This window comes from Streptomyces sp. NPDC059909, assembly GCF_042730885.1.
In the GTDB taxonomy this organism is placed as follows: domain Bacteria; phylum Actinomycetota; class Actinomycetes; order Streptomycetales; family Streptomycetaceae; genus Streptomyces.
Genome location: NZ_JBHWKX010000050.1, coordinates 28,125 through 53,487 on the forward strand (window position 1 = coordinate 28,125; position 25,363 = coordinate 53,487).

The window sequence follows — 25,363 nt, forward strand, 5'->3', positions numbered from 1 at the left end:
GCTCGGCACGGCTCAGCGGACCAGGCCCCAGCGGAATCCGAGCGCTACGGCGTGCGCCCGGTCCGAGGCGCCCAGTTTCTTGAACAGCCGCCTGGCGTGCGTCTTCACCGTGTCCTCGGAGAGGAACAGCTCGCGCCCGATCTCGGCGTTGGACCTGCCGTGGCTCATGCCCTCCAGCACCTGGATCTCGCGCGCGGTGAGCGTGGGCGCGGCGCCCATCTCGGCCGAGCGCAGCCGGCGCGGGGCGAGCCGCCAGGTCGGGTCGGCGAGTGCCTGGGTGACCGTGGCCCGCAGCTCGGCGCGCGAGGCGTCCTTGTGCAGATAGCCACGGGCGCCTGCCGCCACGGCGAGCGCGACGCCGTCCAGGTCCTCGGCGACGGTGAGCATGATGATCCGGGCACCCGGGTCGGCGGACAGCAGCCGTCGCACGGTCTCGACGCCGCCCAGTCCGGGCATGCGTACGTCCATCAGAATCAGGTCCGAGCGGTCGGCCCCCCAGCGGCGGAGGACTTCCTCGCCGTTGGCCGCGGTCGTCACACGCTCTACGCCGGGCACGGTTGCGACCGCGCGACGGAGCGCCTCTCGGGCGAGCGGGGAGTCGTCGCAGACGAGGACGGATGTCATGGCCGCCCTCCGCAGCTGATGCGCGTCACCTTGAGCCTCCAGGCTGGTTACGTATCGTCACCTGTGCGGTTGACGCTCCCGGACACCTGCCCGAGTGCTTGTTCTCTCAACCGCCTCCGCACTCTCAACGACGGTCACTCGAAAGAGTTACGGGTGCGACGGGCACCTTCGGCACTCTACGTGAGGACCTACGTACGGAGCAGAGCGACACAGCTCATCGACGCGTCACCTGGTGGGTATGCCCCATTTAGCGGCTTTTCTTCCCTTTTGCTGGTGTCTGTGGCTAGATTCGCAATGAGTCATATTTACATCTACTTACACCGTAGATGTACGGTCGGAGCTTCAGGCATCCACTCAGCACGGCTAAAGGGGACATGCGCTATGGCAGATTTCTCCCGCCTTCCCGGACCGAACGCCGATCTGTGGGACTGGCAGTTGCTCGCGGCGTGCCGTGGGGTCGACAGCTCGCTCTTCTTCCATCCCGAGGGGGAACGCGGCGCGGCAAGGAGCGCGCGCGAGAACTCGGCGAAAGAGGTCTGTATGAGGTGCCCGGTGCGCGCGGAGTGCGCGGCGCACGCACTGGCAGTGCGGGAGCCCTACGGGGTATGGGGCGGACTGACGGAGGACGAGCGTGAGGAGCTCATGGGGCGGGCCCGGAACCGGCTGATCCCGGCGTCGAGCGCGGGAGGCGTCTCAGGTCACGGTTGACGTACGACCACCGTTCCAAGAAACCGAAGAAACGTTCCTGCGCCGTCCGGCCCAGCGTCAGGCGCCAAGGGGAGCAGGGGTTTTGCGCGCCGGTGAGCAGGAGCGCGCCAAGGGGAGCGGGAGTTGGGCGCGCCGGTGAGCCAGGAGTGCGCGGAGGGGGTGGAGTTGGGGGCGCGCATGAGAGCGAAGGGGGCAGGGGCACGCCGAGGAGGCGCGGTTCAGCGCGCCGCGGCGAGTGCCAGCCGGTCGAGGGTGGCCGCGACCGCCGGGACCTGGGCCAGATCGGGAAGGGTCAGTGCGACGATCTCGCGCTGCACGGACGGCTCCACCGTGACCGTACGAGCGCCCTTGGGCAGCACCGACTCCAGTGCCAGCTCCGGCAGCACCGCCACGCCGAGACCGGCGCCGACGAGTCCGACGACGGCCGGGTAGTCGTCCGTGGCGAAGTCGATCCTGGGCGTGAACCCGGACTCCTCGCAGACCGCCACGAGTTGGCGGCGACAGCGCGGGCAGCCCGCGATCCAGGGCTCGTCCGCCAGATCGGCGATGGAGACCGCACCCGCGTCCGCGAGCCGGTGCCCCTCGGGCACCAGGCCGACGAGCCGGTCGCTCAGCAGCGGCCGTACGACCAGGTCCTCCCACTCCGCGCCCGCCGGGCCGTAGCGGAAGGCCAGCGCCACATCGCAGTCGCCCTCGCGCAGCATCTCCTCGGAGCGCGGCGGCTCGGCCTCGACGAGCGAGACCCGGGTGCCGGGGTGCGCCGCGCGCAGAGCGGCGAGCGCGGTGGGCACCAGCGTGGAGCTGCCGCTGGGGAACGACACCAGACGCACCCGGCCCGCGCGCAGACCCGCGATCGCCGCGACCTCCTCCTCCGCGGCTGTCAGCCCGGCCAGGATTCCGGCGGCGTGGCGCACCAGGACCTCGCCGGCCTGGGTGAGGCGCATCTCGCGGCCGGTCCGGATCAACAGGGGGGTGCCGGCGGACGTTTCGAGGGCCTTCATCTGCTGGCTGACGGCGGGCTGGGTGCAGCCCAGCTCGCGCGCCGCCGCGGAGAAGGAACCGGTGGCGGCGACAGCGCGCAGGACACGGAGATGGCGGGCCTCGATCACCTCTTGAGCATAAGGGGCACTTGGGGTCCCGGCGAAATATACGAGGAAAACTTTGGGGACGTCGGCCCGGGGGCGGGGTTAGCGTCACCGGTATGAAACTTCTGACCGTGAACGTCGGACGGCCGAAGGCCGTCGAGTACACCGACCATCCCGAGGGCATCACGGGGATCGACAAGCGGCCGGCGGACGGCCCGGTGCGGGTGGCCGATCCGGGACCCAAGGGCACGGGCGCGAGCGGCGTCGCCGGGGACACGGTCTGCGACCTGCGGCACCACGGCGGGACGCACCAGGCGGTGTACGCCTTCGCGCGCGAGGACCTCGACCTCTGGGAGAGCGAGCTGGGCCACCCGCTGCCCAACGGGGCCTTCGGCGAGAACCTGACCACGTCCGGGCTCGATGTGACCGGCGCCCTCATCGGGGAGCGGTGGCGGATCGGCACGCAGCTGGTCCTCGAGGTCACGTCCGGCCGGATTCCGTGCCGTACGTTCGCGGGCCACCTCGGCGAGAAGGGGTGGGTCAAGCGGTTCACGCGGACGGCTGCCCCGGGAGCGTATCTGCGGATCGTCGCGCCGGGTGAGATCCGGGCGGGCGACGCGATCGAGATCGTGCACCGGCCGGACCACGACGTGACGGTCGCGCTGTCCTTCCGGGCGGGGACGACCGAGCGGTCGCTGCTGCCGCGCGTGCTCGCGGCCGGGGACGCGCTCCACCCCGAGCAACTCGCCGACGCCAGGAGGTACCTGGCCAAGTACGGGGCGTAGCCCGGCCGGTGCAGCACGGCGCCGGGCCGGGCGGTCGGGTGCGTCGCACGCGTACGCGGGGCACTAACGTGCCGCGTATGACGACAGCACTGATTACGGGCGCGACCGCGGGCATCGGGGCCGCCTTCGCGCGCCGGCTCGCGGCGGACGGGCACGATCTGGTCCTGGTGGCACGGGACACCGAGCGGCTCCAGGAGCAGGCCACGGAGCTCCACGACCGGCACGGCATCGAGGCGGAGGTCCTGTCCGCGGACCTCGCCGAGGAAGCCGGGATCGCCTCGGTCGAGGCCCGCCTCTCGGACCGGAAGCGGCCCGTGGATCTGCTGGTGAACAACGCCGGGTTCGGCAACAAGGGCCGGTACCTGGAAGTGTCCATGGCCGACGAACTGCGGATGCTGAAGGTGCACTGCGAGGCGGTGCTGCGGCTGACGTCGGCGGCGGCCGGGGCGATGCGCGAGCGCGGTCGCGGCGGGGTGGTGAACGTCGCGTCGGTGGCGGCGTTCGTGCCGCGCGGGACCTACGGCGCGTCCAAGGCGTGGGTCGTGCAGTTCACGCAGGGCGCGGCGCGCGATCTGGCGGGGACGGGGGTGCGGCTGATGGCGCTGTGCCCCGGCTTCGTACGGACCGAGTTCCACCAGCGGGCCGGGATGGGGACGGACAGCATTCCGGGCTGGATGTGGCTGGATGCCGACAAGCTGGTGTCGGCGGCGCTGGCCGACCTGGCGCGCGGGAAGACGGTGTCCATCCCCGATCCGCGCTACAAGGCGCTGATGGGCGTGGTGAAGCTGGCGCCGCGCGGTCTGCTGGGCGGGGTCAGCTCCAAGGCGGGCCGCAAGTACGGACCGAAGTAGTCCCGTCCGGCCAGGTCACCGTGAGGGTGCGGGTGCCGGTGACCTCGACGGCGGCCAGGGAGACGACGGGCGCGGGATCGGGCTCGTCGGTGAGCGAGGCGAGCGCGACGAAGAGCGATTCCGGTCCGCCGGTCGTGCCGTGGAGCGCGGCGGTACGGGAGCCCGGGCCCTGGAGGGTCGAGCCGGTGTCGGACGCGGTGCGCACCGTGTAGCCGTGCACCGGCTGAAGTTGGGCGGTGGGGCCGTCGGGGGTGGTGGCCCAGCCCGTCTGGCGTACGGGAGTTCCGTCGGGCGCCCCGACGACGAGATGGGCGCGGACCTCGGCGCGGCCGTGGGCGAGCGTCAGGGAGTGGACCCGGACGCCGGGGCACGGAGTGTGGGCGGACGCGGCCCAGCCGGGGCCGGATCCCTGCGGCTCGGCGGGGCCGCGTGAGGTGGGCCTTCCGCCGACGACCAGGGCGAAGTGGTTGTCGTCGGATTCCGTCTGCCCGGTGACCGGGCCGGTGCGGGTCGAGTACGCGAAGCGCGCGTAGCAGGGGTCGTCCTCGCCACCGGTGTCACCGGCGGGCCCGGTTCCGTGGTTGTGGAGGCGTACGACCCCGTCGGCGGCGGTCGACTGGATGAGCAGGCCGGCCGGGGCGATGGCCGTGACGGCGTCCCCGGTCTCCGCGGGCAGCGGCTCCTCGCGGTCGGTCCACACGGGGTGGCCGGGCGGCAGGAGCAGGCCGAGGAAGCCCTTCGAGGCCCAGTAGGGCGATGCCGGTCCCGAGTAGCTCTGGAGGACGGGTGCGTACGGGCCGTGCCAGCCGAGCGTGAGCAGTCCCCGGCCGTCGGTGGCGCCCCGGTCGAGGAAGTGGCGCACGGCGCCGGAGGCGAGGCGGCGGGTGGCGCCGGGGGTGAGGGGCGTGTGGCCGGTGAGGGCGCCGAGCCAGGGGGCGGCCGCGGCGGCGAAGCGGTACGTGAGCGAGCGGCCGTACGGCATCGGTGAGCCGTCGGCGCCGAAGAGGCGGGCGAAGCCGTCGAGATGGGAGCGCAGGCGCGGACCGTAGCGGTCGAGGAGCTCCCTGTCGCCCGCGAGATGGGCGTGCAGGACGGGATAGAGGTGCAGGGCCCAGCCGTTGTAGTGGTCGAAGGACCGGCCCGCGCCGTCGCTGTACCAGCCGTCGCCCGCGTACCACTCCTCGATCCGGGCGAGCGAGCGGTCGATCGTCCGCTGCGCGCGGTCGGTCTCGATGCCGGCGTCCTGGAGGAAGCCGGCGACGGTGAGGCCGAAGAGCCACCAGTTGTTGTCGACCGGGGAGGGGCGGAGGGCGGGCAGCAGCCGGTCGACGGCCCGCTGCCGGGTGCGCTCGTCGAGGGTGTCCCAGAGCCAGGGGCGGGTGAGGCGCAGGGAGAGGGCGACGGAGGCGGATTCGACGATCGCCTGGGGGACGTCGGCGATGCGGGGCCAGGCGTCGGTGCGGTACGTGCCGGAGGTGCCGTACGTGTCCGAGGTGCCGGAGGCGAGCCCTTCCGCGTACCGCGCGAGGTGGCCGTGCGGATCGTCGCCGCCGGCCCCGGCGACACGGAATGCGGCGAGCAGGAACGTACGGGCGTACCCTTCGAGACCGTCCGACAGCGGCCCGGAGCAACTGGGGCGCGGGCCGGGGAGGTTGACGAGTCCGTGGTGCGGCGAGGCATACGGGCGCACGGCCAGCAGGAGTTCGTCCGCGACGGCCTCCCAGTGGGCGCGGGTCCAGCCGGTGTAGGGGCTCAGCTCACGGTTCTCGGACGGCGCGGGCATGATCCGCATCATGATCGCGGGCTGATCGAAGGTCAATACGTTCGAGCGAATGATCGAAAGTCTTGCCGTTCGATCACATTGCATTAATGTCTGGCTCACCCGGCCACCACACTGCAAGGGGGGTTCATGCGCGCAAGTGCTGCCCAACGTCACGACCGACTGCTGGATCTGGTGCGGGAGCACGGCACCGTGCGCCTGTCCGACCTCGCGGAGCGGCTCACGGTGTCCGCGGTGACCGTACGCAGGGACGTGGAGGCGCTCGCCGAGCAAGGGCTGCTGGACCGGGCCCACGGGTCGGTGTCGTGGCCCGAGCGGCACGCGCTCCCCCAGCAGCCCCCGGACGGGGGCGGCCTGGTGCTCGGAATGCTCGCGCCCTCGGCGACGTACTACTTCGCGGAGGTGATCCGGGGCGCGAGCGAGGCGGCCGCGCGCGCCGGGGCACGGCTCGTCCTGCGCATCTCCGACTACCGGCCGGCCGAGGACCGGGCGCGCACCGAAGGGCTGCTGGAGGCGGGCGCCCAGGGGCTGCTGATCGCGCCGGGGTGGCGCGGCCCGGACGACCCGGCCGAGCACGGGGGCTGGATCACCGAACTGCCCGTACCCGCTGTGCTGCTGGAGCGCCGGCCGGCGCCGGGGAGCGCGCTGGAGGAGTTGGACCGGGTGTCGTCCGACCACCGGCACGGGGTGCTGCTCGCCGTGCGCCACCTGGTGGGGCTCGGGCACGGGACTCCGCTGCTGGTGGCACGCGCGGACAGCCCGACGGCGCTGGCCGTGCGCTCCGGGTACGGGGAGGCGCTGGGGGCGCTCGGGCTGCGCGCGCCCGCGCCGGTGATCGATTCGGTGCCGGCCGAGCAGGACCCCGAGGGCTTCGAGGCGGCAGCGCAGGCACTGCGGGCGGCAGTGGAGTCGGGGAAGGCGACGGCGGCGCTCGTGCACAACGACGTGGACGCGATCCAGATGGTGCAGCGCCTGGCCGAGCTGGGTCTGCGGGTACCGCAGGATCTTGCCCTGATCGCGTACGACGACGAGGTCGCGGCGCTCGCCGGCACACCGCTCACGGCCGTTGCCCCGCCGAAGCGTCATGTGGGGCGGCACGCCACGGAGTTGCTGATCGAGCGGCTGACGGGCGGCGCGGCGCAGTCCGCGGACGAGCCGCGGCGGCATGTGACGCTGCTCCCACGGCTGAACGTCCGGGCGTCGTGCGGGGCGGGTGACGGCAACCCCTCCGCATAATCGGCCGTAAGGGGCATTTCTCACTAAGATGGGCGTATCCCAGCGACCTCCGGGGTGTGACGCCATGACATTCATACAATTGATCGACTGCAAGACGGATCGCGTGGACGAGCTGAACCGGCTCATGGACACCTGGATCGAGCAGACCAAGGGCAGGCGCACCGCGACGCACAGCCTCCTCGGCACGGACCGCTCCGATGCGACCCACGTCGTGGAGATCGTCGAGTTCCCCTCGTACGAAGAGGCGATGAAGAACTCCAACATGCCCGAGACCGACCGGATCTTCCAGGAGATGGTGGCCCTGTGCGACGGCCTGCCGACGTTCACCGACCTGGAGGTGATCAGGGACGAGCAGCTGAACGGGGCGGCCTGCCGCAGGTTCTTCATGGAGGCCCTGCCGAGCGGTGATGCCGCCCTCCTCGGCGAACTGCTCACCGACGACTACCTCGACCACGATCCCGCCAACGCGCAGGACGTCGTCGGCGTGGAGGGGCTCCGCAAGGAAGTCGCCGCGTGGAAAGAGGGGTTCGACTTCGGCTTCACGGTCGAGGACCAGATCTCCGACGAGGACCGCGTATGCACACGCTGGAGCTGGACCGGCCTGCACAAGGGCGAGTTCATGGGGGTCACCGCGACCGGCAAGCAGGTGACGATGACCGGGACGACCGTGCAGCGGTGCCGCGAGGGCAGGATCTGCGAGAGCTGGTGGCAGTACGACCGGCTCGGCCTGATGGGCCAGCTCGGCGTGCTCGAGATGTAGCCGCCGCGCCCACGCACGGCGCGGCACGACCTGGTACGGCTCGGCACGCGGAAGGCCCCCGCTCCCTCTCCGGGAACGGGGGCCTTCTCGAGCCTGAGCGCGTCAGAACCGGGCCGGCCGGTCAGGCCGGTCGCGGTGCGTCAGTGGGAGTGGCCGTGACCGTGGCCGTGGCCCGCCTCCGCCGGCTCCTCTTCCTTCTTCTCCACCACGAGCGTCTCGGTGGTGAGCAGCAGGGAGGCGATCGACGCGGCGTTCTCCAGCGCGGAGCGCGTGACCTTGACCGGGTCGATGACGCCGGCCTTCACCAGGTCGCCGTACTCGCCGGTCGCGGCGTTGAAGCCGTTGCTCTTCTCCAGCTCCGCCACCTTCGCGGTGATGACGTAGCCCTCAAGACCGGCGTTCTCGGCGATCCAGCGCAGCGGCTCGACGGCGGCGCGGCGGACGACCGCGACACCGGTGGCCTCGTCGCCGGCCAGTCCGAGATTGTCCTCCAGGACCTTGACGGCGTGGACGAGCGCGGAGCCACCGCCGGAGACGATGCCCTCCTCGACCGCGGCGCGGGTCGCCGAGATGGCGTCCTCGAGACGGTGCTTCTTCTCCTTCAGCTCCACCTCGGTGGCGGCGCCGACCTTGATGACGCAGACGCCGCCGGCGAGCTTCGCCAGACGCTCCTGCAGCTTCTCGCGGTCCCAGTCGGAGTCCGTGGTCTCGATCTCGGCCTTGATCTGGTTGACGCGGCCGAGGACGTCCTCGTGACTGCCGCCACCGTCGACGATGGTCGTGTCGTCCTTGGAGATCGTCACGCGGCGGGCGGTGCCCAGCACGTCCAGACCGGCCTGGTCGAGCTTGAGGCCGACCTCCTCGGCGATGACGGTGGCACCGGTGAGGGTGGCCATGTCCTGCAGCATCGCCTTGCGGCGGTCACCGAAGCCGGGGGCCTTGACCGCGACCGCGTTGAAGGTGCCGCGGATCTTGTTGACGACGAGGGTGGAGAGCGCCTCGCCCTCGACATCCTCGGCGATGATCAGCAGCGGCTTGGAGCCACCGGCCTGGATGACCTTCTCCAGCAGCGGCAGCAGGTCCTGGATCGAGGAGATCTTGCCCTGGTTGATCAGGATGTACGGGTCGTCGAGGACGGCCTCCATACGCTCCTGGTCGGACACCATGTACGGGGAGAGGTAGCCCTTGTCGAAGGCCATGCCCTCGGTGAAGTCGAGCTCCAGGCCGAAGGTGTTGGACTCCTCGACGGTGATGACACCGTCCTTGCCGACCTTGTCCATCGCCTCGGCGATGAGCTCGCCGACCTGCTGGTCCTGGGCGGACAGCGCGGCGACGGCGGCGATGTCGGACTTCTCCTCGATCGGACGCGCGGTGGCGATCAGCTCGTCGGAGACGGCCTTGACCGCGGCGTCGATGCCCTTCTTCAGGGCGGCCGGGGAGGCACCGGCGGCGACGTTGCGCAGACCCTCGCGGACCAGGGCCTGGGCGAGCACGGTGGCGGTGGTGGTGCCGTCACCCGCGATGTCGTTGGTCTTGGTCGCCACCTCCTTCACCAGCTGGGCGCCGAGGTTCTCGTACGGGTCCTCGATCTCGACCTCGCGGGCGATCGTGACACCGTCGTTGGTGATGGTGGGGGCGCCGAACTTCTTGTCGATGACGACGTTGCGGCCCTTGGGGCCGATCGTCACCTTGACCGTGTCGGCGAGCTTGTTGACGCCGCGCTCAAGGGCGCGACGGGCGTCCTCGTCGAACTTCAGGATCTTCGCCATGGAGCTTCTCAAGTCCTCTCAAAACGAACCGCGCCCCGGACCGCCCGGCTTCTTACGATGCGGGGGCCAGGGGCGCGGCTCAAAGCAAATCTGCCGGTGAATTACTTCTCGACGATCGCGAGCACGTCGCGGGCCGAGAGGACGAGGTACTCCTCGCCGTTGTACTTCACCTCGGTGCCGCCGTACTTGCTGTAGAGCACGACATCGCCGGTCTTGACGTCGAGCGGCAGGCGCTCGCCGTTCTCGAAGCGGCCCGGGCCGACGGCCAGGACGACGCCCTCCTGGGGCTTCTCCTTCGCGGTGTCCGGAATGACCAGGCCAGAGGCCGTGGTCTGCTCGGCGTCGAGCGGCTGGACCACGATGCGGTCCTCGAGCGGCTTGATGGCAACCTTGGAGCTGGTGGTCGTCACGATCCGACCTCCCCCTTCGGAGATCTCACGGGGTTTGACTGTCTGAGGTGGCGACCAGGTCGATCCGTCGTCGCGGGTGCCGGACCTGCCCGTCGCTGTTTGGCACTCTCCGGTGGGGAGTGCCAGAGCCGAGACTATGACCGCGATTAGCACTCGGTCAAGCGGAGTGCCAATCCCCCGCGCGGCGAGCACCGCCGGCGCGGAGGTGCCGCGGCCGGTCCCCCGAAGCCGCGGCCCGATCTCGATCCGGACACCGACAGGACAACGACGGGGCGCGGCACCGCGTTCCGTACGACCGTACGGAGATGTCGCCCGACACGGTCCCGCCCACGGCCCCGCCACCGCAGGGTCATCACCGGGGCCCCGCCACACCCTGGGGCGACGCCGCGCTCGCCCTGTTCATGCTCTTCGTGGACGCCGTCGCGCTCGCGGTGACCACCTTGTGCGTGTTCCTCGCGACATGGCGGGATCGCGGGGAACCCGTGGGGAAACCACCCGGGGACGCGCCTGGGCCACGCCGGGAGGCGGCCGCGGACGCCGCCCCGACGCCGTCGGTGGACTGGGGTCCGTACATCGGTTACGGCATCGCCGCGGCGCTGATCGCCCTCACCGCGTACGCCTTCGTCCGCAGCGGTCACAGGATCACGGCGGGCACACAGGTCCTGGCGGTCGTCGTGCTGACCGTCGGACTGCTCTCCTCCGGCGCCCTGGAGTACCGCGGCACACACCCCGGGCCGGTGCCCGCGCCGGCCGGGGACCGGTGCGTCTGCCACAGCGCCCGGCGGGAGCTGCCACGGCTGTGCGGGCAACTGACGGACGAGCGGCGCACCGGCCGCCCGCCGTCGGCCGCCACCGGGGCGGCCCGCGGCCCGGTGCGCATGACTCACACGTAGTCCTCCAGCCGGGCCACGGCGTACCCCTTCGCGGTGGCGACGTTCATGACCTGGCGGACCATGTCGGCCATGCTGCCCTTCCACTGCTCCTTGCCGCGGAAGTGCGTGAGGATGATGTCGCCGGGGTGCAGCGTGCGGTCCCACTCCCGCCATTCCATGTGGTCGGGGAACGCCTCCGCGGCCCACAGCGGCACGGCCTTCACCCCGCACGACTTGGCGGCCCGCAGCGTGTCCTCGTTGTAGCTCCCGTACGGCGGCCGGAAGAGCCGGGGACGCTTCCCGAAGTGCTTCTTGATCTTCTTCTGCTGCCCGCAGATCTCCTCCTTCTGCTTCCTGTACGAAAGCGCGGGCAGGTACGGGTGGTTGAGGGTGTGGTTGTGCAGGGACACACCGCGGTCCTGCATCTTCTCGAAGTACCCGTAGTCGTCCCGTACGAGGTAGTCGCTGAGGAACGCGCTGTAGGGAATGTCCAGCTCGCTCATCATCCTCAGCAGCTCGGGGTCCTTCTCGGCCCCGTCGTCGATCGTCAGGAAGACGACCTTCTCCGTCGTCGGCACGGTGGTGAAGACGGGCGGCAGTCCCTCGTGGTCGTCGACCTCGAAGCCCTTGCGGGTGGTGATCTTGGGCTTCTCGGCGGGCGCCGGGGGTGCGACGAGCGGTGTCTTCCTGAGCCCCCAGCGCTTGGCGGCCGCGACCCGGGCGGCATGGGCCTTCTTCGACCGCTCCGCGTAGGCGGACAGCGCGCCGGCCGGGCCGGCTGCCGCCTCCGGCCCGCCACGGGCGGCGGGCTTGGGGGCCCGCGGATCCGTGGTGGCCGTGCTGGACGGCTCGGCCGCACAGGCGGAGGCGGCCGCGGCGACGAGCAGTGCGGCCAGCGCCGTGCAGCGGCGATGCCGGGACAGGGCCGCGCGCCGGGCGCGGCGGGGCTGCCGCACGCGCCCGTTCCACCAGGCCGACCCTACGTGCCGATCTGATGATCTTTTTCGCATATTTCCGTTTTGTCGTACAGGCTGCATGGCGTCGCATCCTGTCAGCGCAGCCCCGCCACGACGGCCCGACACCGCCGCCCGGCGCCGCACCGTCCCCCGCCTGGCCGACAATGGCCGGGTGAACGACGTCTCCTTCCCCCACCTCGGCCCGCTGCTCGGCGACGAGGGGCAGGCCCTGCTCGCCGCCCTGCGCGACTACGACCCGGCCGAGGAACTCGCCCTCGCGACCCGGCTGCGCCGCGAGCACCCGGCGGAGCTGGTCTCGGCGGCGCTCACCCAGGCGCGGCTGCGGCAGCGGGCGGTGGCGAAGTTCGGCGCCGAGGACGCGTACCGGATGTACTTCACGCCGAACGGGATCGAGCAGGCCACCCGTGCGTCCGTCGCCGCGTACCGCGCCAGGCGTTTCCGGGACATCGGCCCGGTCGACGTCACCGATCTGTGCTGCGGCATCGGCGGCGACGCGATCGCCCTCGCCCGTGCCGGCTTCGTCGTACAGGCCGTCGACCGGGACCCGGTCACCGCCGAGACCGCCCTGGTCAATGTCCACACGGTGGTGGAGGGCACGCCGCTGATCACGGTCACCTGCGCCGACGTCATGGACCACGACCTCAGCGGCACCGAGGCGCTCTTCATCGACCCGGCCCGGCGCGGCGGCCGGGGCCGCATCTTCGACCCGGAGGCGTACTCCCCGCCGCTGTCCTGGGCGATCGACGCGGTCCGCCGGGTCGGCACCGGCGCCATCAAGATCGCGCCCGGCATCCCGCACGAGCTGATCCCCGACGACTTCGAGGCGGAGTGGATCTCGGACGGCGGCGACGTGAAGGAGGCGGTGCTCTGGCACGACGACCCGGGCCCGGGCACGAGCCCCGTCACCCCCGGCACGCGCCGCGCCACCCTCCTCCCCTCCGGCGCCACCGTCACCTCCCGCGGCCTCCCGAACCCCGCCGTCCGCAAGCTCGGCCGCTATCTGTACGAGCCCGACGGCGCCGTCATCCGCGCGCATCTCGTCGCCGAGGTCGCCGAGGACCTCGTCGGCGGCCTCGTCGACGAGACGATCGCGTACATCACGGCGGACGAGCTCCGCCCGACGCCGTACGCCACGGCCTACGAGATCACCGACGAACTCCCCTTCAACCTGAAGAGGTTGAAGGCCCTCCTGCACGAGCGCGAGGTCGGCAACCTGACCGTGAAGAAGCGCGGCTCGGCGGTCGAGCCGGAGGAGGTCCGCCGCAAGGTCAAGCCGAAGGGCCCGAACGCGGCGACGGTCTTCCTGACCCGCGTGGCGGGCGCGCCGACGATGCTGATCGGCGGGCCGGCGTCGTCCTGAGGGACAACCGCCGGGCGGTCAGCGGTGCACCCCGCCGGGCGCCTTCGCAGACGGTGCGGCCGTGGTGAGACGGACGGCCCAGCGGTAGAGGGCCACCGCCTTCGCGGCGCCGATCAGGCCCGCCACCCAGAGGATGGCGCCCACGCCCATCAGGTACGCGACCTCGCCGTACGTCGAGCTGCCGGGGCGGGCGGTCGCCGGGGTCGCGAAGGAGAGCCAGAGCCCGAAGGCGCCGACGGCGAAGGAGACCAGGAACCAGCACAGGCTCGGGCCGGGTGCGCGGAAGCGGGCGTCGCCCGCCGGGTCGCGGTCCAACGAGGCCCACTGGGCGAGCAGTTCGCGGATGCGGCGATCGCGCCGGATGCCGGAGCCGGCGGCAAGACCGCCCGCAACCATGATGCCGACGCCGATCGCTCCGCCGAACACCATGACGAGCAGGGTCGGAGGATCCGCGAGACCGTGACCCAGCGAGGTCAGCCCGGCGCCGAAGCCCCAGCCGAGCTGCAGCAGGGCGACCACGAGCAGGAACAGCAGCAGCCTCGGCACCCCGAGGAGGCGCGTCACGAGGTCCCCCAGCACCGCCGCCCGGTCGGCGAGCAGCGCATCCCGGCCGGGCCATGTGCGTATGTGCTCGGGCGGGGGCGGCGGGGGCGGCGGTGGCAGCGGGGCGCGGCGGGGCATGCCCCGAGATTACCGATGGTTGATCTTCCGCAGTCGGCCGACGTCAGTCTCCGACGACCTCACGGGCTCGCGCGAGCAGCAGCTCGCGCTCCCGGGCGTTGCGGGCCAGCGACGCCGCCCGCTCGAACTCCGCCCGGGCCTCGGCGTCTCGGCCCAGTCGGGCGAGCAGATCCCCGCGGACGCTCGGCAGCAAGTGGTAGTCCTTCAGGGCGGGTTCGGCTGCGAGACGGTCCACGATCGCGAGGCCTGGCTCCGGCCCTTCGGCCATCGAGACGGCGACCGCGCGGTTCAACTCGACGACCGGGGAGGGGGCGACGGCGGCGAGGCGCCGGTACAGCGCGGCGATGGTGGCCCAGTCCGTGTCCTCGTACGTCACGGCCTGCGCGTGGCACGCGGCGATCGCGGCCTGGAGGGCGTACGGGCCGGGCGGGCCGCCCGCGGCGTTCGCCCGGCCGAGAGCCGCGAAGCCGCGGCGGATGAGGAGCTGGTTCCAGCGGCGGCGGTTCTGGTCGGCGAGGAGGACGGGCTCGCCGTCGGGACCCGTGCGGGCCGTCGTACGGGAGGCCTGGAGCTCCAGGAGCGCGGCGAGGCCGTGCACTTCGGGCTCCTTGGGCATGAGGCCGGTGAGCACGCGGGCGAGCCGCAGGGCGTCCTCGCACAGCGCGGGGCGCAGCCAGTCGTCGCCGGCGGTGGCCGCGTACCCCTCGTTGAAGATGAGGTAGATGACCTCGAGCACCGAGGAGAGGCGGTCGGCGCGGTCATCGCCGTACGGGACCTCGAAGGGCACGCTCGCCTTCGCCAGGGTCCGCTTGGCACGCACGATGCGCTGCGCGACGGTCGGCTCGGGCGCGAGGAAGGCCCGGGCGATCTCCTCGGTGGTGAGGCCGCCGAGCAGGCGCAGCGTGAGCGCGATGCGCGCCTCGGCGGAGAGGACCGGGTGGCAGGCGGTGAAGACGAGCCGCAACAGGTCGTCGTCGATGTCGCCGGGGCCGCTGACCAGGTCGGCGGGGTCCGGTTCGTACGCCGCTGCCGCCGTCTCCAGGTCGCGGCCCATCTCGGCGAGCTTGCGCGCGTACGTCTCACGGCGGCGTACGAGATCGATCGCGCGGTGTTTCGCGGTGGCCATGAGCCAGGCGCCCGGGTTGTCCGGGACGCCCGACTCCGGCCACTGTTCCAGCGCGGCGACCAGGGCGTCCTGCGCGAGCTCCTCCGCGATACCGATGTCCCGGACGATCCGGGTCACGCCGGCGATGATCCGGGCCGACTCGATCCGGAAGACGGTCTCGACGGTCTCGGCGGTCTCGGCGGTCTTGGCGGTCTCGACGGATTCAGCGGGCCCTCGGGGCCCACCGGACCGGCCGCCGACCGTGTTTCGTGCGCTCACGGGTACCCATCAGAGCACCCGTGCGGCGCAGCGGCAATCGGCGGCTCAGCCCTCGAGGATCTCCCGGATCTCGGAGGTGACGTTCCAGTGGTCCTCGTGGACCTGGAGGAAGCGCTTCGTCCACTCCAGGGCCTCGGCCTTGTCCTTGGCCTGGATGATCGCGTAACCGCCGACGACCTCCTTGGACTCCGTGAACGGTCCGTCGGTGACGGTGAGCTTCCCACCGGACCAGGTGACGCGGGTGCCCTGCGAGGTCGGGGTGAGCCCGGCGGTGTCCAGGAGGACGCCGGCCTTGGTCATCTCCTCGATCAGGTTCCCCATCCGCTCCATGAGCTCCTGGCTGGGGCCCTCGGCGGGAATCTCGGCCTCGTTGACACGGACCATCGTCAGGTAGCGGGGCATGGTGACTCCTCGGGTCGGGCCGGCGGGGGTTGTTCCCCGCCTCTCACCCTGTACGTCGAACGGCGGCCGGGCCGATCGACACGGCCGCCCGAGATTTTTTACAGGTAGTCCTCGAGGCGCGCGACCGTGAAGCCCTGCTCCTGGATGCGGCGCAGCATGTTCGCCGTCATCTCGGTCATCGTCCTGCCCTTCAGGTCGGAGGGACCCCGGAAGTGGGCCAGGATGATGTCGCCGGGGTGCAGCTTCCTGTCGCCGCGCTGGTACTGCATGTTCTTGATCTGCATGGACTCGCGCCAGAGCACGATCGCCTCGACGCCGCAGGCCTTGGCGGCCGCGCGGGTGCCCTCGTTCCAGTTGCCGTAGGGCGGGCGGAAGAGGCGCGGCGTGGTGCCGTAGTGCCGCTTCAGCCGGTTCTGCTGGCCGCAGATCTCCCGCTTCTGGGCGGCGGGGCCCAGGGTGCGCAGGTTGGGGTGGGTGAGGGTGTGGTTCTGTACTCCGTTGCCGAGCCGCTGCAGCCGCTCGAAGTAGCCGTAGTCGCTGCTGATGGCCGCGTCGGTGAGGAACATCGTGAAGGGGATCTTCAGCTCGCTCATCATCGTCACGAACTCCGGGTCCTTCTCGGCCCCGTCGTCGACGGTGATGAAGACGACCTTGTCCTGGGTCGGGATCTCGCTGATCACGGGTACGTCACTGCCGGGGCGCAGCGTCACCGGCTTCTTCGCGGGCGGGGCGGGCGGCGCGGCGAGCGGCTCGATGCCCCACTTGCGGTAGGCCGCCGCGGTATCAACACCTGCTCCGGCCGCGGAGCCCTGCCCGGTCGCGGACGGTGACGCGCTCCCGGGAGCGGCCGAGGGCGCCGACGCGGTGGACGAGGGCGCGGTCGACGACGCCTGTGAAGGGGTCGAGCAACCCGATATCAGCCCGGAGACGAGGCCTGCCGCGAGCAGTGCCCCGGCAGCCCGCCGCCGCCCCGTGAAGTTCCCGCCCACCCCTGCACCTCATGTCCGTACGCCTGAACCGGTTCGCCCTGCTTGATGGACGAAAGGCGTACGAGGTTGCGTGCGGGAGGTGCGGGATTCGGTCCCGGGGAACGGGATTCAGGCCCCGAGGAAGTCGAGCGACTCGAAGCGCCAGCGGTGCACCGGCCGCGTGACGAGGTCCGCGGCCGGCTCGGGGAGTTCCGGCAACTCGGCGTCGGCCCCCGGCGCCTCCCACCAGGTCACCACCAGGACCCGCTCGCCCGGCGCCCGGAAGGTCTCCCTCCGCAGGGGCGCGGCGTCGAGGGTCCGCGTCCGCGCCCACTCCAGCAGTTCCGGGCCCCGTCCCTCGGCCGCCCGCGCCTCCCACATCAGGGTGATGACCGTCATGAGTGCGGGCTGCCCTTCACGAGTCACGAGTACAGGTTGTCCTTGCTGATCTCGTGCACATGGTCGTGGTCGTGGTGATGGGCGCCCGGCACATGAGGGTCCGTCACCGGCAGCGAGGAGTCGGCGGACAGCTCCCAGTCCGAGGCCGGCCGGTTCCTGGCGACCATCTCCGCGCCGAGCGCCGCGACCATGGCCCCGTTGTCCGTGCACAGCTTCGGCCGCGGCACCCGAAGCCGGATCCCCGCCCGCTCGCAGCGCTCCTGCGCGAGCGCGCGCAGCCGCGAGTTCGCCGCGACACCGCCGCCGATCATGAGGTGGTCGACGCCCGCGTCCTTGCAGGCCCGCACGGCCTTGCGGGTCAGCACGTCGACCACGGCCTCCTGGAAGGACGCCGCGACGTCCCGTACGGGCACGTCCTCGCCCGCGTTCCGCTTGGCCTCGATCCAGCGGGCGACGGCCGTCTTCAGGCCCGAGAAGGAGAAGTCGTACGCGGGGTCGCGCGGGCCGCTCAGTCCGCGCGGGAACGCGATCGCCGCCGGGTCGCCCTCCTTCGCGAGCCGGTCGATGACCGGACCGCCCGGGAAGCCCAGGTTCAGGACGCGCGCGATCTTGTCGAAGGCCTCGCCCGCCGCGTCGTCGATCGTCGCGCCCATCGGCCGTACGTCGCTCGTGATGTCCGGCGCGAGCAGCAGCGACGAGTGGCCGCCGGAGACCAGCAGCGCCATCGTCGGCTCGGGCAGCGGGCCGTGCTCCAGCTGGTCGACGCAGATGTGCGAGGCCAGGTGGTTCACGCCGTACAGCGGCTTGTCCAGCGCGTACGCGTACGCCTTCGCCGCCGAGACGCCCACCAGCAGCGCGCCCGCGAGCCCGGGGCCGGCGGTCACCGCGATGCCGTCGAGGTCGCGGGCGGTCACCCCCGCCTCCTTCAGGGCGCGCTCGATGGTCGGGACCATCGCCTCCAGGTGCGCGCGCGAGGCGACCTCCGGCACGACGCCGCCGAAGCGCGCGTGCTCGTCGACGCTGGAGGCGACGGCATCGGCGAGCAGGGTGGTGCCGCGGACGATGCCGACGCCCGTCTCGTCGCAGGACGTCTCGATGCCGAGGACGAGCGGTTCGTCAGCCATGGTTATCGGTTCCTTGTACGTGTAGGCGCATGACGAGGGCGTCGATGTTGCCGGGCTGGTAGTAGCCGCGGCGGAAGCCGATCGGCTCGAAGCCGAACCGCTCGTACAGCTTCTGGGCGCGGGTGTTGTCCACGCGCACCTCCAGAAGCACCTCGTCGCATTCGAAGGCGGTGGCGTGCTGCAGCAGATCGGTCAGGAGCCGGGCCCCGAGTCCGGTGCCCCAGTGGTCGCGGGTGACGGCGATGGTCTGGACGTCGCCGAGTCCGCCGGCCGCGGCGAGGCCCGCGTACCCGACGATCCTGCCGTCGGCACCCGCGGCGGAGCCGCCATCGCCCGGAGTCTCCGCGACGACATAGCGGCGGGTGGCGCGCGGGCCGCGGGAGTGCGCCAGCTCTGACCAGAACATCCCGGGCGACCAGGCGTCCTCGGGGAAGAGGTCGTGCTCGAGGCCCAGTACCGGCTCGATGTCCCACCACCGCATCTCGCGCAGCACGGTGGCGGTCGTGTCGGTCATTTCGGCGTGACCACCTTGTAGTTCTTCGGGACCTGCGCGTCCGGGCGGCGCAGGTACAGCGGCCGCGGCGGCAGCAGTTCCTCGCCCGCGGCCAGCTTCTCGGCGGCGAGCGACGCGAGGGCGGCGGCCGACTGGTGCTCGGGGCCGCGGGCGTCCGGGAACGTCTCGGGGTACAGCATCGCCCCGGCGCCGACCGCCGGAAGCCCGGCGACCTGGTCGGCGATCTCGGCGGGACGGTCGACGGCCGGCTCGCTCACCCGGGTGCGGAAGCCGTCGTAGCGCGCCCAGTAGACCTCCTTGCGGCGCGCGTCCGTCGCCACCACGAAGGGCCCGTCGAGCCGGGACGCGTACGCGAGCCCGTCGAGCGTGCACAGGCCGTGGACCGGGACCCCGAGCGCCGAGCCGAACGTCGCGGCGGTCACGAGTCCGACGCGCAGCCCCGTGTACGGTCCGGGGCCGACGCCGACCACGAGATCCGTGACGGCACCGAGTTTGAGCCCCGCGTCGGCGAGGACGCGGTCGACGGCGGGCAGCAGCAACTCCCCGTGCCGGCGCGCGTCGGTCGAGGTGGCCTCGGCGACGACGGCGCTGCCGTCGTGGAGGGCGACGGTGACGGCGGGGGTGGCGGTATCAACGGCGAGCAGAAGCACGCAAACAGCCTACGGCCACGCGCGGGGGGCACGGTTCCCGTACCGTCCTGCCGCTACTGCTACCGTCAGCCCGGTACGTGCGTGCGAGAAGGGAGCGAAGGTGGCAAGGAGCAGCTCGGGAACGGTGGCCGGGCTCACCGCTGCGGCCCTCGCCGTGGTCGCGTTCCTCGCCTACCAGGCCTCGGCGAACGTACCCGAGACCCTCAAGAAGCCCTCCGTCGCCGGTGCGTCACCCGCCGCGCGCCCCTCCGGCAGCGCGACGGAACAGCCGCGGAAGAACCCGCTGGACGTGCCGCCGGACTCCGGTACGGGCATGCGCGTCATCTACGCACTGGCCGAGCAGCGGGTCTGGCTCGTGGACGAGAAGGGGCAGCCCTCGCGGACCTTCGCGGTCATGCCGAGCACGGTGAGCCCGCTGCCCGGCGCGTACGTCGTGACCTCGCGGAGCGGCAGCATCCGGGGGTCGGACGGGGTGCAGATCGAGCACGTCGTGCGGTTCGCGAACGTCGACGGCGTGCACGTCGGGTTCAGCGCCGCGGTGGACGGGTCGATGCAGAGCCCGGACCCGGAGAAGAGGACCGGCGGCGTGCGGATGAAGCGCGCGGACGGCGACGCGATGTGGACGTTCGCGACGATCGGCTCCAAGGTCGTCGTCGTCCCGTAGCGCCTGCGCCGTCCCACGGCCGCACACGGCCGCGCCGCCTGTACGCATGCCACCCGAACGGACTACGCGGCGTTGCGCCGTTCCTCCCGCGGACGGTCCTCGGCGGGCTCCGCCCGCTCCGCTTCGCGCGCCCGCGGCGGAGTGGAGACCGCGCTGGCCGACGCGCACGACGCCAGCAGATCCCTCATCGAGAAGGCCGACGGTGATCGCGGCCGCGAATGCGGCTGCGTTTCGCGCTCGGACGCCGACATGAATGCCTCCTGGGGCTCCGGGGGCAGGCGAGGTTAGGTAGACCTAACCAGGTCGTGGTATCCATATGACCACGCCCCGAGCAGCAGACGCAACAGTTTGCCGACGACTTGTCGGAACGTTGTCGGAACGACCAACTCTTTCGGCGCTGGGGCCGCCCGGCGGGCCCGTCAGGCCGTGAGCCCCGCGAGCCCCGCGTCCTCCCAGCGCGCCCCGACGCCGATGAGGGTGACCGTGCGGCGCTCGTCGTCCGTGTTGCCGACGACCCGGTGGATGACCACGTGCAACCGGTCGTCGGACAGGTCCTCGACCTTGCCGTCGCCCCACTCCACGACGACCACCGAATCGGGCAGCGAGACGTCGAGGTCGAGGTCCTCCATCTCGTCGAGCCCGCCGCCCAGCCGGTACGCGTCGACGTGCACCAGCGCGGGGCCGCCGACCAGCGAGGGGTGGACGCGGGCGATCACGAAGGTCGGGGACGTGACGGCGCCACGCACGCCCAGGCCCTCACCGAGCCCACGCGTCAGCGTCGTCTTGCCCGCACCGAGTTCGCCGGACAGCATCACCAGATCGCCGGGCCGCAACAGCTTCGCGAGCCGGCGGCCCAGCTCCTGCATCTGGTCCGGAGAGGTGAGCGTCAGACGGGCGGCGGTCTCAGCCGCCGGGCTGTGCGGTGCTTCCATAGGTGCCAACGTTAGCCGCTGCCGGGACGGCGCCGACCCGGGCCAGCAGGTCCGCCAGCCGGTCGGTGACGACCACGGGGTGCTCCAGCATCACCAGGTGCCCGGCGTCCGGCACGGTCACCAGCTCCGAGTCGGGCAGCAGATCCGCGATCGCCTCGCTGTGCGAGCTGGGCGTGACCAGGTCCTTGTCCCCGGCCAGGACCAGCACCGGGACCTCCTGGAAGACGTCCAGCGCATCGGCCTTGTCGTGCTCCTGGAAGGCCGGGTAGAACTCGGCGACCACATCGATCGGGGTGCCCTCGATCATCCGCTCGGCGAACCGCGCCACGGCCGGGTCCACGTCCTTCGAGCTGAACGAGTACCGCTTGATCAGGCCCGCGAACAGGTCGGCCGTGGCCCTGCGGCCCCGCTCGACCAGCTCCGCCTGCGAGCCGAGCGCCTTCAGTACCCCCGGCAGCACGCGCCGCACCACGTTCACGCCCGCCACCGGCAGGCCGTAGTTCACCTCGCCGAGCCTGCCCGCCGACGTACCGACGAAGGCGACGCCGACGACGCGCTCCCGGATCAGCTCGGGGTACGCGTCGGCCAGGGCCATCACCGTCATGCCGCCCATGGAATGGCCGACCAGCACCAGCGGGCCCTCGGGCGCGGCCGCGTCGATGACCGCCTTGAGGTCGCGGCCCAGCTGGTCGATGGAGACCGGCACGCCGTCGGGGCCGGACTGGGAGGCGCCGCGGCCGGAGCGGCCGTGGCTGCGCTGGTCCCAGTGGACCGTGCGGACCAGACCGCGCAGGGCGGCCCGCTGGAAGTGCCAGGAGTCCTGGCTGAGGCAGTAGCCGTGGCTGAAGACGACGGTGACCGGCGCGGGCGACTTGCGGCCGAACAGCCGGCGCCTGCGCGGCGCGGCGCCGCCCGCCTCCGGGTCGACCTCGTCGATCTCGTAGTAGAGGGCCGTGCCGTCGTCCGCCGTGGCCCGGCCGGGGGTGCCGCGAAGGCCCCCGTAGGGGCCCGAGGCGTCCAGGGCGAGCCGGGCCTTGCGCCGCATGCCGCGGCCCACGGTCATCCGTTCTATCGCGACGCCCGCCGCCGCACCTGCGGCGATCACCCCTATGGCGGCGCCGGCGAAGCCCGCCCGGCGCCAGTTGCCCGCGGCTGCGTCGGTCACCGCCGCCGCCACGTCCCCCGCGCTGCTCTCGCTCACCGTGCCGCTCCTACGGGTCCAGGTCTCACAGGTCCGGATCTCAGTGGTCTCGTCACTGCTCGTCGATGTAGACGCGCGGAACGCGCGCGCCGATCCGCGTCACGATCTCGTACGCGATGGTTCCGGCCGCCTCGGCCCAGTCCTCGGCCGACGGCTCGCCACGGTCGCCCGGGCCGAACAGCACCGCCTCGGCCCCCTCCTGCACCGCGCCGCCGTCCGGGCCGAGGTCGACCACGAACTGGTCCATCGCGACCCGGCCCGCCACGCGCCGCCAGCCGTCCCCGACGAACACCGGGCCGCGGCCCGAGGCGTGCCGGGGGATGCCGTCCGCGTAACCGACGGGGATCAGGCCCAGCGTGGTCTCGCGCTCCGTGACGTAGTGGTGTCCGTAGCTGACCCCGTGGCCCGCCGGGACGTGCTTGACGAGCGCCACGGAGGCCTTGAGCGTCATGACGGGCCTGAGCCCGAGGTCGGCCGGGGTGCCCAGTTCGGGGCTGGGCGAGATGCCGTATACCGCGATACCCGTGCGCACGAGGTCGAGGTGCGTCTCGGGGAGGGTCAGCGTGGCCGGGGAGTTGGCGATGTGCCGGACCTCGGGCTCGATGCCCTCTTTCTCGGCGTACGCCACCACATCCTTGAAGACGGCCAGTTGGGCGGCGATCGAGGGATGCCCCGGCTCGTCGGCGCACGCGAAGTGCGACCACAGGCCCGTGACTTCGACCGTGCCCGCCTCTTCTGCGGCGCGCGCGGCGGCGACCAGCTCCGCCCACTCGGCCGGCTGGCAGCCGTTGCGGCCGAGGCCGGTGTCAGCCTTGAGCTGGATACGGGCCGGGCGGCCCGCCTCACGCGCCGCACGGGTGACCTCGCGCAGCGCCCACAGGCCGCTCACCGACACGTCCAGGTCCGCCTCGATGGCGTCGCGCCAGGGCCCGCCGGGCGTCCACAGCCAGCACAGCACCCGGCTGCGGATGCCTGCCGCCCGGAGCGCGAGCGCCTCCTCGGGCGTCGCGGTGCCGAGCCAGGTCGCGCCCGCCTCGAGCGCGGCCTTCGCACAGGGCACCATCCCGTGTCCGTACGCGTCCGACTTCACCACGGCCATCACGGCGGCGCGGGGCACCCGCGCGCGCAGGGCGCGGACGTTGGCGCGCAGCGCGGCGAGGTCGATCTCGGCGCGGGCTCGAAAGGGTGCGTTCTGAGTCATCGCCGTCAGTCTCTCAGAGCCCCACGACAGAGTTCGTACGGCAACGACCACGAGTGGCCCTGGTCACCCGCGTGACGGGTCCGGCCTCGTGGTTTCGTACGACAAGCATCCGGACCGGCCCCGGTGCCCGTCCACCGGCCGACCGGGACATCCTGACCAACCGGGAAGTACCGGGCACGGTCCGCGGGGCTGCGGCGGGCCGCCGCGTCAGAGCGTCCTCGTGTCGCGCCAGGCCCGCGGAATCGCCGTGGCCACGTCGTGGGCCGAGACCGGGGCGTCGTGGGAGACGAGACGGGCCGCGAGCCCGTGCAGGTACGCGGCCACCGAGGCGCCGTCGAACGGCGCGAGGCCCGCCGCGAGCAGGGAGCCGGTCAGCCCGGACAGCACATCGCCGCTCCCGGCGGTGGCCAGCCAGGACGTGCCGGTCGGGTTCACCCGGGCAGGGCGGCGCGGATCGGGGTCCGCCACGAGGGTCGTGGAGCCCTTGAGCAGCACCGTCGCCCCGTACTGCGCGGCCAGCCGCCGCACGGAGGCCAGCCGCGCCCCCTCGACCTCCTCGCGCGACACACCGAGCAGCGCGGCGGCCTCGCCCGCGTGGGGGGTGAGCAGCGTCGGCGCGCTACGGGCGCGGACGGCGGCCGGGTCGAGACCCCTGAGCCCGTCCGCGTCGACCAGCACCGGTACGTCGGAGTCCAGCACCTCGTCCACGCCGGGCCCGTCACCGAGTCCGGGACCGACGACCCAGGCCTGGACGCGGCCCGCCTTCGACGGGGGCCAGCCGTGGACCAGCGCCTCCGGGAAGCGGGCGATGACGGCGTCGGCGCCCGGGCCCACGTACCGCACGGCGCCCGCGCCGCCGCGCAGCGCGCCCGCCACGGCGAGCACGGCGGCGCCCGGGTAGCGCGGCGATCCGGCGACGACGCCGACGACCCCGCGCCGGTACTTGTCGCTCTCCGCGGCGGGCACCGGCAACAGCTGGGCCACGTCCGTGTGTTGCAGGGCCTCCAGGTCCGGCACCGACGGCAGGTGCGGCTCGAGCCCGATGTCGACGAGCCGGACGGCGCCCGTGTACTCCCGCGCGGGGTCGATCAGCAGCCCCGGCTTGTACGTACCGAACGTGACCGTCGCATCGGCCCGCAGCGCCTCCCCCACGACCTCGCCCGTGTCCACCTCGATCCCGCTCGGCAGGTCGACGGCGACGACCATGGCGTTGGACCCGCGCGCCGCGCGCGCGACCGGCACGGCGTCGGGCCGCAGGCCGCCGTGGCCCCCGATACCCGTGATCCCGTCCAGCACCAGGTCGGCCGCCGCCAGCACCGCGTACGGGTCGTCGGCGACCCGGCCCCCGGCCTTCACGAGTGCCGCGAGACCGGCCCGGTGGGCGCGGTCGGGGGCGAGCAGCACGGCGTGCACGCCGGCGCCGCGCCGGGCGAGTCTGGCCCCCGCGTACAGCGCGTCGCCCCCGTTGTCCCCGCTGCCCGCGAGCACCACGACCCTGGACCCGTACACCCGCCCGAGCAGCCCGGCGGCCGCCGCGGCGAGGCCGGCGGCGGCGCGCTGCATTAGCGCGCCCTCCGGCAACCGGGCCATCAGCTCGGCCTCGGCGGCCCGTACGGTCTCGACGCTGTAGGCATGACGCATGGTCAGCAGTCTGCCCCGCCTTGCCCTCCCGGGGCCACGCCGCCGTGCCCGACACGGTGTACGCGGTGTGCCTCCGGCGCGGCGGTGCGGGGTCCGGTGTGCGGTGTGCCTCCGGCGCGGCGGTGCGGGGTCCGGTGTGCGGTGTGCCTCCGGCGCGGCGGTGCGGGGTCCGGTGTGCGGTGTGCCTCCGGCGCGGCGGTGCGGGGTCCGGTGTGCGGTGTGCCTCCGGCGCGGCGGTGCGGGGTCCGGTGTGCGGTGTGCCTCCGGCGCGGCGGTGCGGGGTCCGGTGTGCGGTGTGCCTCCGGCGCGGCGGTGCGGGGTCCGGTGTGCGGTGTGCCTCCGGCGCGGCGGTGCGGGGTCCGGTGTGCGGTGTGCCTCCGGCGCG

General features: G+C 72.6%; 26 protein-coding genes. 8 read left to right on the top strand and 18 right to left on the bottom strand.

From position 1 onward, the window contains the following. Nucleotides 1-12: 12 nt before the first annotated feature. Nucleotides 13-624, bottom strand: a complete 612-nt coding sequence (locus tag ACFV9O_RS28045) for a response regulator transcription factor (RefSeq protein ID WP_003948568.1) — start codon at nt 622-624, stop codon at nt 13-15. 381 nt (nt 625-1,005) lie between these two features. On the opposite strand from ACFV9O_RS28045, the gene ACFV9O_RS28050 reads away from it, so the two are divergent. Beyond that, entirely contained in the window at nt 1,006-1,332 is a 327-nt protein-coding gene (locus ACFV9O_RS28050) for a WhiB family transcriptional regulator (protein ID WP_242329339.1), read from the top strand. A gap of 218 nt (nt 1,333-1,550) precedes the next feature. Here the strand turns inward: ACFV9O_RS28050 and ACFV9O_RS28055 are convergent, their stop codons facing one another. Next, entirely contained in the window at nt 1,551-2,441 is an 891-nt protein-coding gene (locus tag ACFV9O_RS28055) for a LysR family transcriptional regulator (RefSeq protein ID WP_385422535.1), read from the bottom strand. Between the two features lie 92 nt (nt 2,442-2,533). On the opposite strand from ACFV9O_RS28055, the gene ACFV9O_RS28060 reads away from it, so the two are divergent. Next, on the top strand, nt 2,534-3,202 hold the full coding sequence (locus ACFV9O_RS28060) for an MOSC domain-containing protein (RefSeq protein ID WP_385422537.1): 669 nt from the start codon (nt 2,534-2,536) through the stop codon (nt 3,200-3,202). Between the two features lie 77 nt (nt 3,203-3,279). Beyond that, on the top strand, nt 3,280-4,053 hold the full coding sequence (locus tag ACFV9O_RS28065; RefSeq protein ID WP_385422539.1) for an SDR family NAD(P)-dependent oxidoreductase: 774 nt from the start codon (nt 3,280-3,282) through the stop codon (nt 4,051-4,053). Here ACFV9O_RS28065 and ACFV9O_RS28070 read toward each other — a convergent pair. Further along, nucleotides 4,016-5,836 (bottom strand): DUF2264 domain-containing protein, encoded by a 1,821-nt coding sequence (locus ACFV9O_RS28070; RefSeq protein ID WP_385422541.1) that lies wholly within the window; start codon nt 5,834-5,836, stop codon nt 4,016-4,018. The two genes, ACFV9O_RS28065 and ACFV9O_RS28070, sit on opposite strands and share 38 nt — an antisense overlap. Nucleotides 5,837-5,962: 126 nt before the next feature. Here ACFV9O_RS28070 and ACFV9O_RS28075 point away from each other — a divergent pair, with 126 nt between their 5' ends. Continuing rightward, on the top strand, nt 5,963-7,069 hold the full coding sequence (locus ACFV9O_RS28075; RefSeq protein WP_385422543.1) for a substrate-binding domain-containing protein: 1,107 nt from the start codon (nt 5,963-5,965) through the stop codon (nt 7,067-7,069). Nucleotides 7,070-7,133: 64 nt separating this feature from the next. Continuing rightward, the gene (locus tag ACFV9O_RS28080) at nt 7,134-7,829 is read left to right on the top strand and encodes an ester cyclase (protein ID WP_385422545.1); all 696 of its coding nucleotides are present in this window, start codon (nt 7,134-7,136) and stop codon (nt 7,827-7,829) included. Between the two features lie 140 nt (nt 7,830-7,969). Here ACFV9O_RS28080 and groL read toward each other — a convergent pair whose 3' ends face one another. Both groL and groES read right to left on the bottom strand, forming a co-directional pair. After that, nucleotides 7,970-9,598 carry a chaperonin GroEL gene (gene groL / locus ACFV9O_RS28085; RefSeq protein WP_385422547.1) on the bottom strand — a complete coding sequence of 543 codons (1,629 nt, stop codon included), beginning with the start codon at nt 9,596-9,598 and terminating at the stop codon, nt 7,970-7,972. Nucleotides 9,599-9,699: 101 nt separating this feature from the next. Further along, nucleotides 9,700-10,008: a co-chaperone GroES gene (groES, locus tag ACFV9O_RS28090; RefSeq protein WP_015035628.1), complete on the bottom strand. Its 309-nt coding sequence runs from the start codon at nt 10,006-10,008 to the stop codon at nt 9,700-9,702. Nucleotides 10,009-10,313: 305 nt separating this feature from the next. Between groES and ACFV9O_RS28095 the strand changes: the two genes are divergently transcribed. Next, complete coding sequence (locus ACFV9O_RS28095) at nt 10,314-10,901, top strand: hypothetical protein (RefSeq protein ID WP_385422550.1); 588 nt, start codon at nt 10,314-10,316, stop codon at nt 10,899-10,901. Here ACFV9O_RS28095 and ACFV9O_RS28100 read toward each other — a convergent pair. Further along, nucleotides 10,892-11,803: a polysaccharide deacetylase family protein gene (locus tag ACFV9O_RS28100; protein ID WP_385422578.1), complete on the bottom strand. Its 912-nt coding sequence runs from the start codon at nt 11,801-11,803 to the stop codon at nt 10,892-10,894. The two genes, ACFV9O_RS28095 and ACFV9O_RS28100, sit on opposite strands and share 10 nt — an antisense overlap. Nucleotides 11,804-11,915: 112 nt before the next feature. Here ACFV9O_RS28100 and ACFV9O_RS28105 point away from each other — a divergent pair, with 112 nt between their 5' ends. Beyond that, nucleotides 11,916-13,217, top strand: coding sequence for an SAM-dependent methyltransferase (locus tag ACFV9O_RS28105; RefSeq protein ID WP_385422552.1), 1,302 nt, complete (start codon nt 11,916-11,918; stop codon nt 13,215-13,217). Between the two features lie 18 nt (nt 13,218-13,235). On the opposite strand, the gene ACFV9O_RS28110 is transcribed toward ACFV9O_RS28105, so the two are convergent. The 8 genes from ACFV9O_RS28110 to tsaB form a co-directional block, all read right to left on the bottom strand. Next, entirely contained in the window at nt 13,236-13,898 is a 663-nt protein-coding gene (locus ACFV9O_RS28110; protein ID WP_385422554.1) for a hypothetical protein, read from the bottom strand. A 43-nt stretch (nt 13,899-13,941) separates the two neighbouring features. Next, complete coding sequence (locus tag ACFV9O_RS28115; protein ID WP_385422580.1) at nt 13,942-15,168, bottom strand: RNA polymerase sigma factor; 1,227 nt, start codon at nt 15,166-15,168, stop codon at nt 13,942-13,944. A gap of 159 nt (nt 15,169-15,327) precedes the next feature. Next, a complete protein-coding gene (locus ACFV9O_RS28120) occupies nt 15,328-15,684 on the bottom strand; it encodes a YciI family protein (protein ID WP_385422556.1) in 357 nt (118 codons plus the stop codon). Nucleotides 15,685-15,782: 98 nt separating this feature from the next. Further along, nucleotides 15,783-16,673 carry a polysaccharide deacetylase family protein gene (locus ACFV9O_RS28125; RefSeq protein WP_385422558.1) on the bottom strand — a complete coding sequence of 297 codons (891 nt, stop codon included), beginning with the start codon at nt 16,671-16,673 and terminating at the stop codon, nt 15,783-15,785. Nucleotides 16,674-16,781: 108 nt separating this feature from the next. Continuing rightward, on the bottom strand, nt 16,782-17,051 hold the full coding sequence (locus ACFV9O_RS28130; RefSeq protein ID WP_385422582.1) for a hypothetical protein: 270 nt from the start codon (nt 17,049-17,051) through the stop codon (nt 16,782-16,784). Nucleotides 17,052-17,074: 23 nt separating this feature from the next. Then, a complete protein-coding gene (gene tsaD / locus ACFV9O_RS28135; protein ID WP_385422560.1) occupies nt 17,075-18,175 on the bottom strand; it encodes a tRNA (adenosine(37)-N6)-threonylcarbamoyltransferase complex transferase subunit TsaD in 1,101 nt (366 codons plus the stop codon). Then, nucleotides 18,168-18,689, bottom strand: a complete 522-nt coding sequence (gene rimI, locus ACFV9O_RS28140) for a ribosomal protein S18-alanine N-acetyltransferase (protein WP_385422562.1) — start codon at nt 18,687-18,689, stop codon at nt 18,168-18,170. The genes tsaD and rimI overlap by 8 nt, the downstream gene beginning before the upstream one ends. Next, complete coding sequence (gene tsaB, locus ACFV9O_RS28145; protein ID WP_385422564.1) at nt 18,686-19,339, bottom strand: tRNA (adenosine(37)-N6)-threonylcarbamoyltransferase complex dimerization subunit type 1 TsaB; 654 nt, start codon at nt 19,337-19,339, stop codon at nt 18,686-18,688. Before tsaB ends, rimI begins: the two co-directional genes overlap by 4 nt. A gap of 100 nt (nt 19,340-19,439) precedes the next feature. On the opposite strand from tsaB, the gene ACFV9O_RS28150 reads away from it, so the two are divergent. Beyond that, nucleotides 19,440-20,003: a hypothetical protein gene (locus tag ACFV9O_RS28150; RefSeq protein ID WP_385422566.1), complete on the top strand. Its 564-nt coding sequence runs from the start codon at nt 19,440-19,442 to the stop codon at nt 20,001-20,003. Between the two features lie 419 nt (nt 20,004-20,422). On the opposite strand, the gene tsaE is transcribed toward ACFV9O_RS28150, so the two are convergent. From tsaE to ACFV9O_RS28170, 4 genes are all read right to left on the bottom strand, one after another. Continuing rightward, nucleotides 20,423-20,935 carry a tRNA (adenosine(37)-N6)-threonylcarbamoyltransferase complex ATPase subunit type 1 TsaE gene (gene tsaE, locus ACFV9O_RS28155; protein WP_385422568.1) on the bottom strand — a complete coding sequence of 171 codons (513 nt, stop codon included), beginning with the start codon at nt 20,933-20,935 and terminating at the stop codon, nt 20,423-20,425. Beyond that, complete coding sequence (locus ACFV9O_RS28160) at nt 20,907-22,136, bottom strand: alpha/beta fold hydrolase (RefSeq protein WP_385422570.1); 1,230 nt, start codon at nt 22,134-22,136, stop codon at nt 20,907-20,909. The genes tsaE and ACFV9O_RS28160 overlap by 29 nt, the downstream gene beginning before the upstream one ends. A gap of 52 nt (nt 22,137-22,188) precedes the next feature. Further along, on the bottom strand, nt 22,189-23,337 hold the full coding sequence (alr, locus tag ACFV9O_RS28165; RefSeq protein WP_385422572.1) for an alanine racemase: 1,149 nt from the start codon (nt 23,335-23,337) through the stop codon (nt 22,189-22,191). Between the two features lie 207 nt (nt 23,338-23,544). Beyond that, nucleotides 23,545-24,978, bottom strand: coding sequence for an NAD(P)H-hydrate dehydratase (locus ACFV9O_RS28170; protein ID WP_385422574.1), 1,434 nt, complete (start codon nt 24,976-24,978; stop codon nt 23,545-23,547). Nucleotides 24,979-25,363: the final 385 nt, after the last annotated feature.

Excerpts from the sequence above, each read along its gene's own strand:
- ACFV9O_RS28045 (WP_003948568.1), bottom strand. The coding sequence starts at position 624 with ATGACATCCGTCCTCGTCTGCGACGACTCCCCGCTCGCCCGAGAGGCG.
- ACFV9O_RS28050 (WP_242329339.1), top strand. The coding sequence starts at position 1,006 with ATGGCAGATTTCTCCCGCCTTCCCGGACCGAACGCCGATCTGTGGGAC.
- ACFV9O_RS28060 (WP_385422537.1), top strand. The coding sequence starts at position 2,534 with ATGAAACTTCTGACCGTGAACGTCGGACGGCCGAAGGCCGTCGAGTAC.
- ACFV9O_RS28065 (WP_385422539.1), top strand. The coding sequence starts at position 3,280 with ATGACGACAGCACTGATTACGGGCGCGACCGCGGGCATCGGGGCCGCC.
- ACFV9O_RS28070 (WP_385422541.1), bottom strand. The coding sequence starts at position 5,836 with ATGCCCGCGCCGTCCGAGAACCGTGAGCTGAGCCCCTACACCGGCTGG.
- ACFV9O_RS28075 (WP_385422543.1), top strand. The coding sequence starts at position 5,963 with ATGCGCGCAAGTGCTGCCCAACGTCACGACCGACTGCTGGATCTGGTG.
- ACFV9O_RS28080 (WP_385422545.1), top strand. The coding sequence starts at position 7,134 with ATGACATTCATACAATTGATCGACTGCAAGACGGATCGCGTGGACGAG.
- groL (WP_385422547.1), bottom strand. The coding sequence starts at position 9,598 with ATGGCGAAGATCCTGAAGTTCGACGAGGACGCCCGTCGCGCCCTTGAG.
- ACFV9O_RS28095 (WP_385422550.1), top strand. The coding sequence starts at position 10,314 with ATGTCGCCCGACACGGTCCCGCCCACGGCCCCGCCACCGCAGGGTCAT.
- ACFV9O_RS28105 (WP_385422552.1), top strand. The coding sequence starts at position 11,916 with ATGGCGTCGCATCCTGTCAGCGCAGCCCCGCCACGACGGCCCGACACC.
- ACFV9O_RS28110 (WP_385422554.1), bottom strand. The coding sequence starts at position 13,898 with ATGCCCCGCCGCGCCCCGCTGCCACCGCCGCCCCCGCCGCCCCCGCCC.
- ACFV9O_RS28120 (WP_385422556.1), bottom strand. The coding sequence starts at position 15,684 with ATGCCCCGCTACCTGACGATGGTCCGTGTCAACGAGGCCGAGATTCCC.
- ACFV9O_RS28130 (WP_385422582.1), bottom strand. The coding sequence starts at position 17,051 with ATGACGGTCATCACCCTGATGTGGGAGGCGCGGGCGGCCGAGGGACGG.
- tsaD (WP_385422560.1), bottom strand. The coding sequence starts at position 18,175 with ATGGCTGACGAACCGCTCGTCCTCGGCATCGAGACGTCCTGCGACGAG.
- rimI (WP_385422562.1), bottom strand. The coding sequence starts at position 18,689 with ATGACCGACACGACCGCCACCGTGCTGCGCGAGATGCGGTGGTGGGAC.
- tsaE (WP_385422568.1), bottom strand. The coding sequence starts at position 20,935 with ATGGAAGCACCGCACAGCCCGGCGGCTGAGACCGCCGCCCGTCTGACG.
- alr (WP_385422572.1), bottom strand. The coding sequence starts at position 23,337 with ATGACTCAGAACGCACCCTTTCGAGCCCGCGCCGAGATCGACCTCGCC.
- ACFV9O_RS28170 (WP_385422574.1), bottom strand. The coding sequence starts at position 24,978 with ATGCGTCATGCCTACAGCGTCGAGACCGTACGGGCCGCCGAGGCCGAG.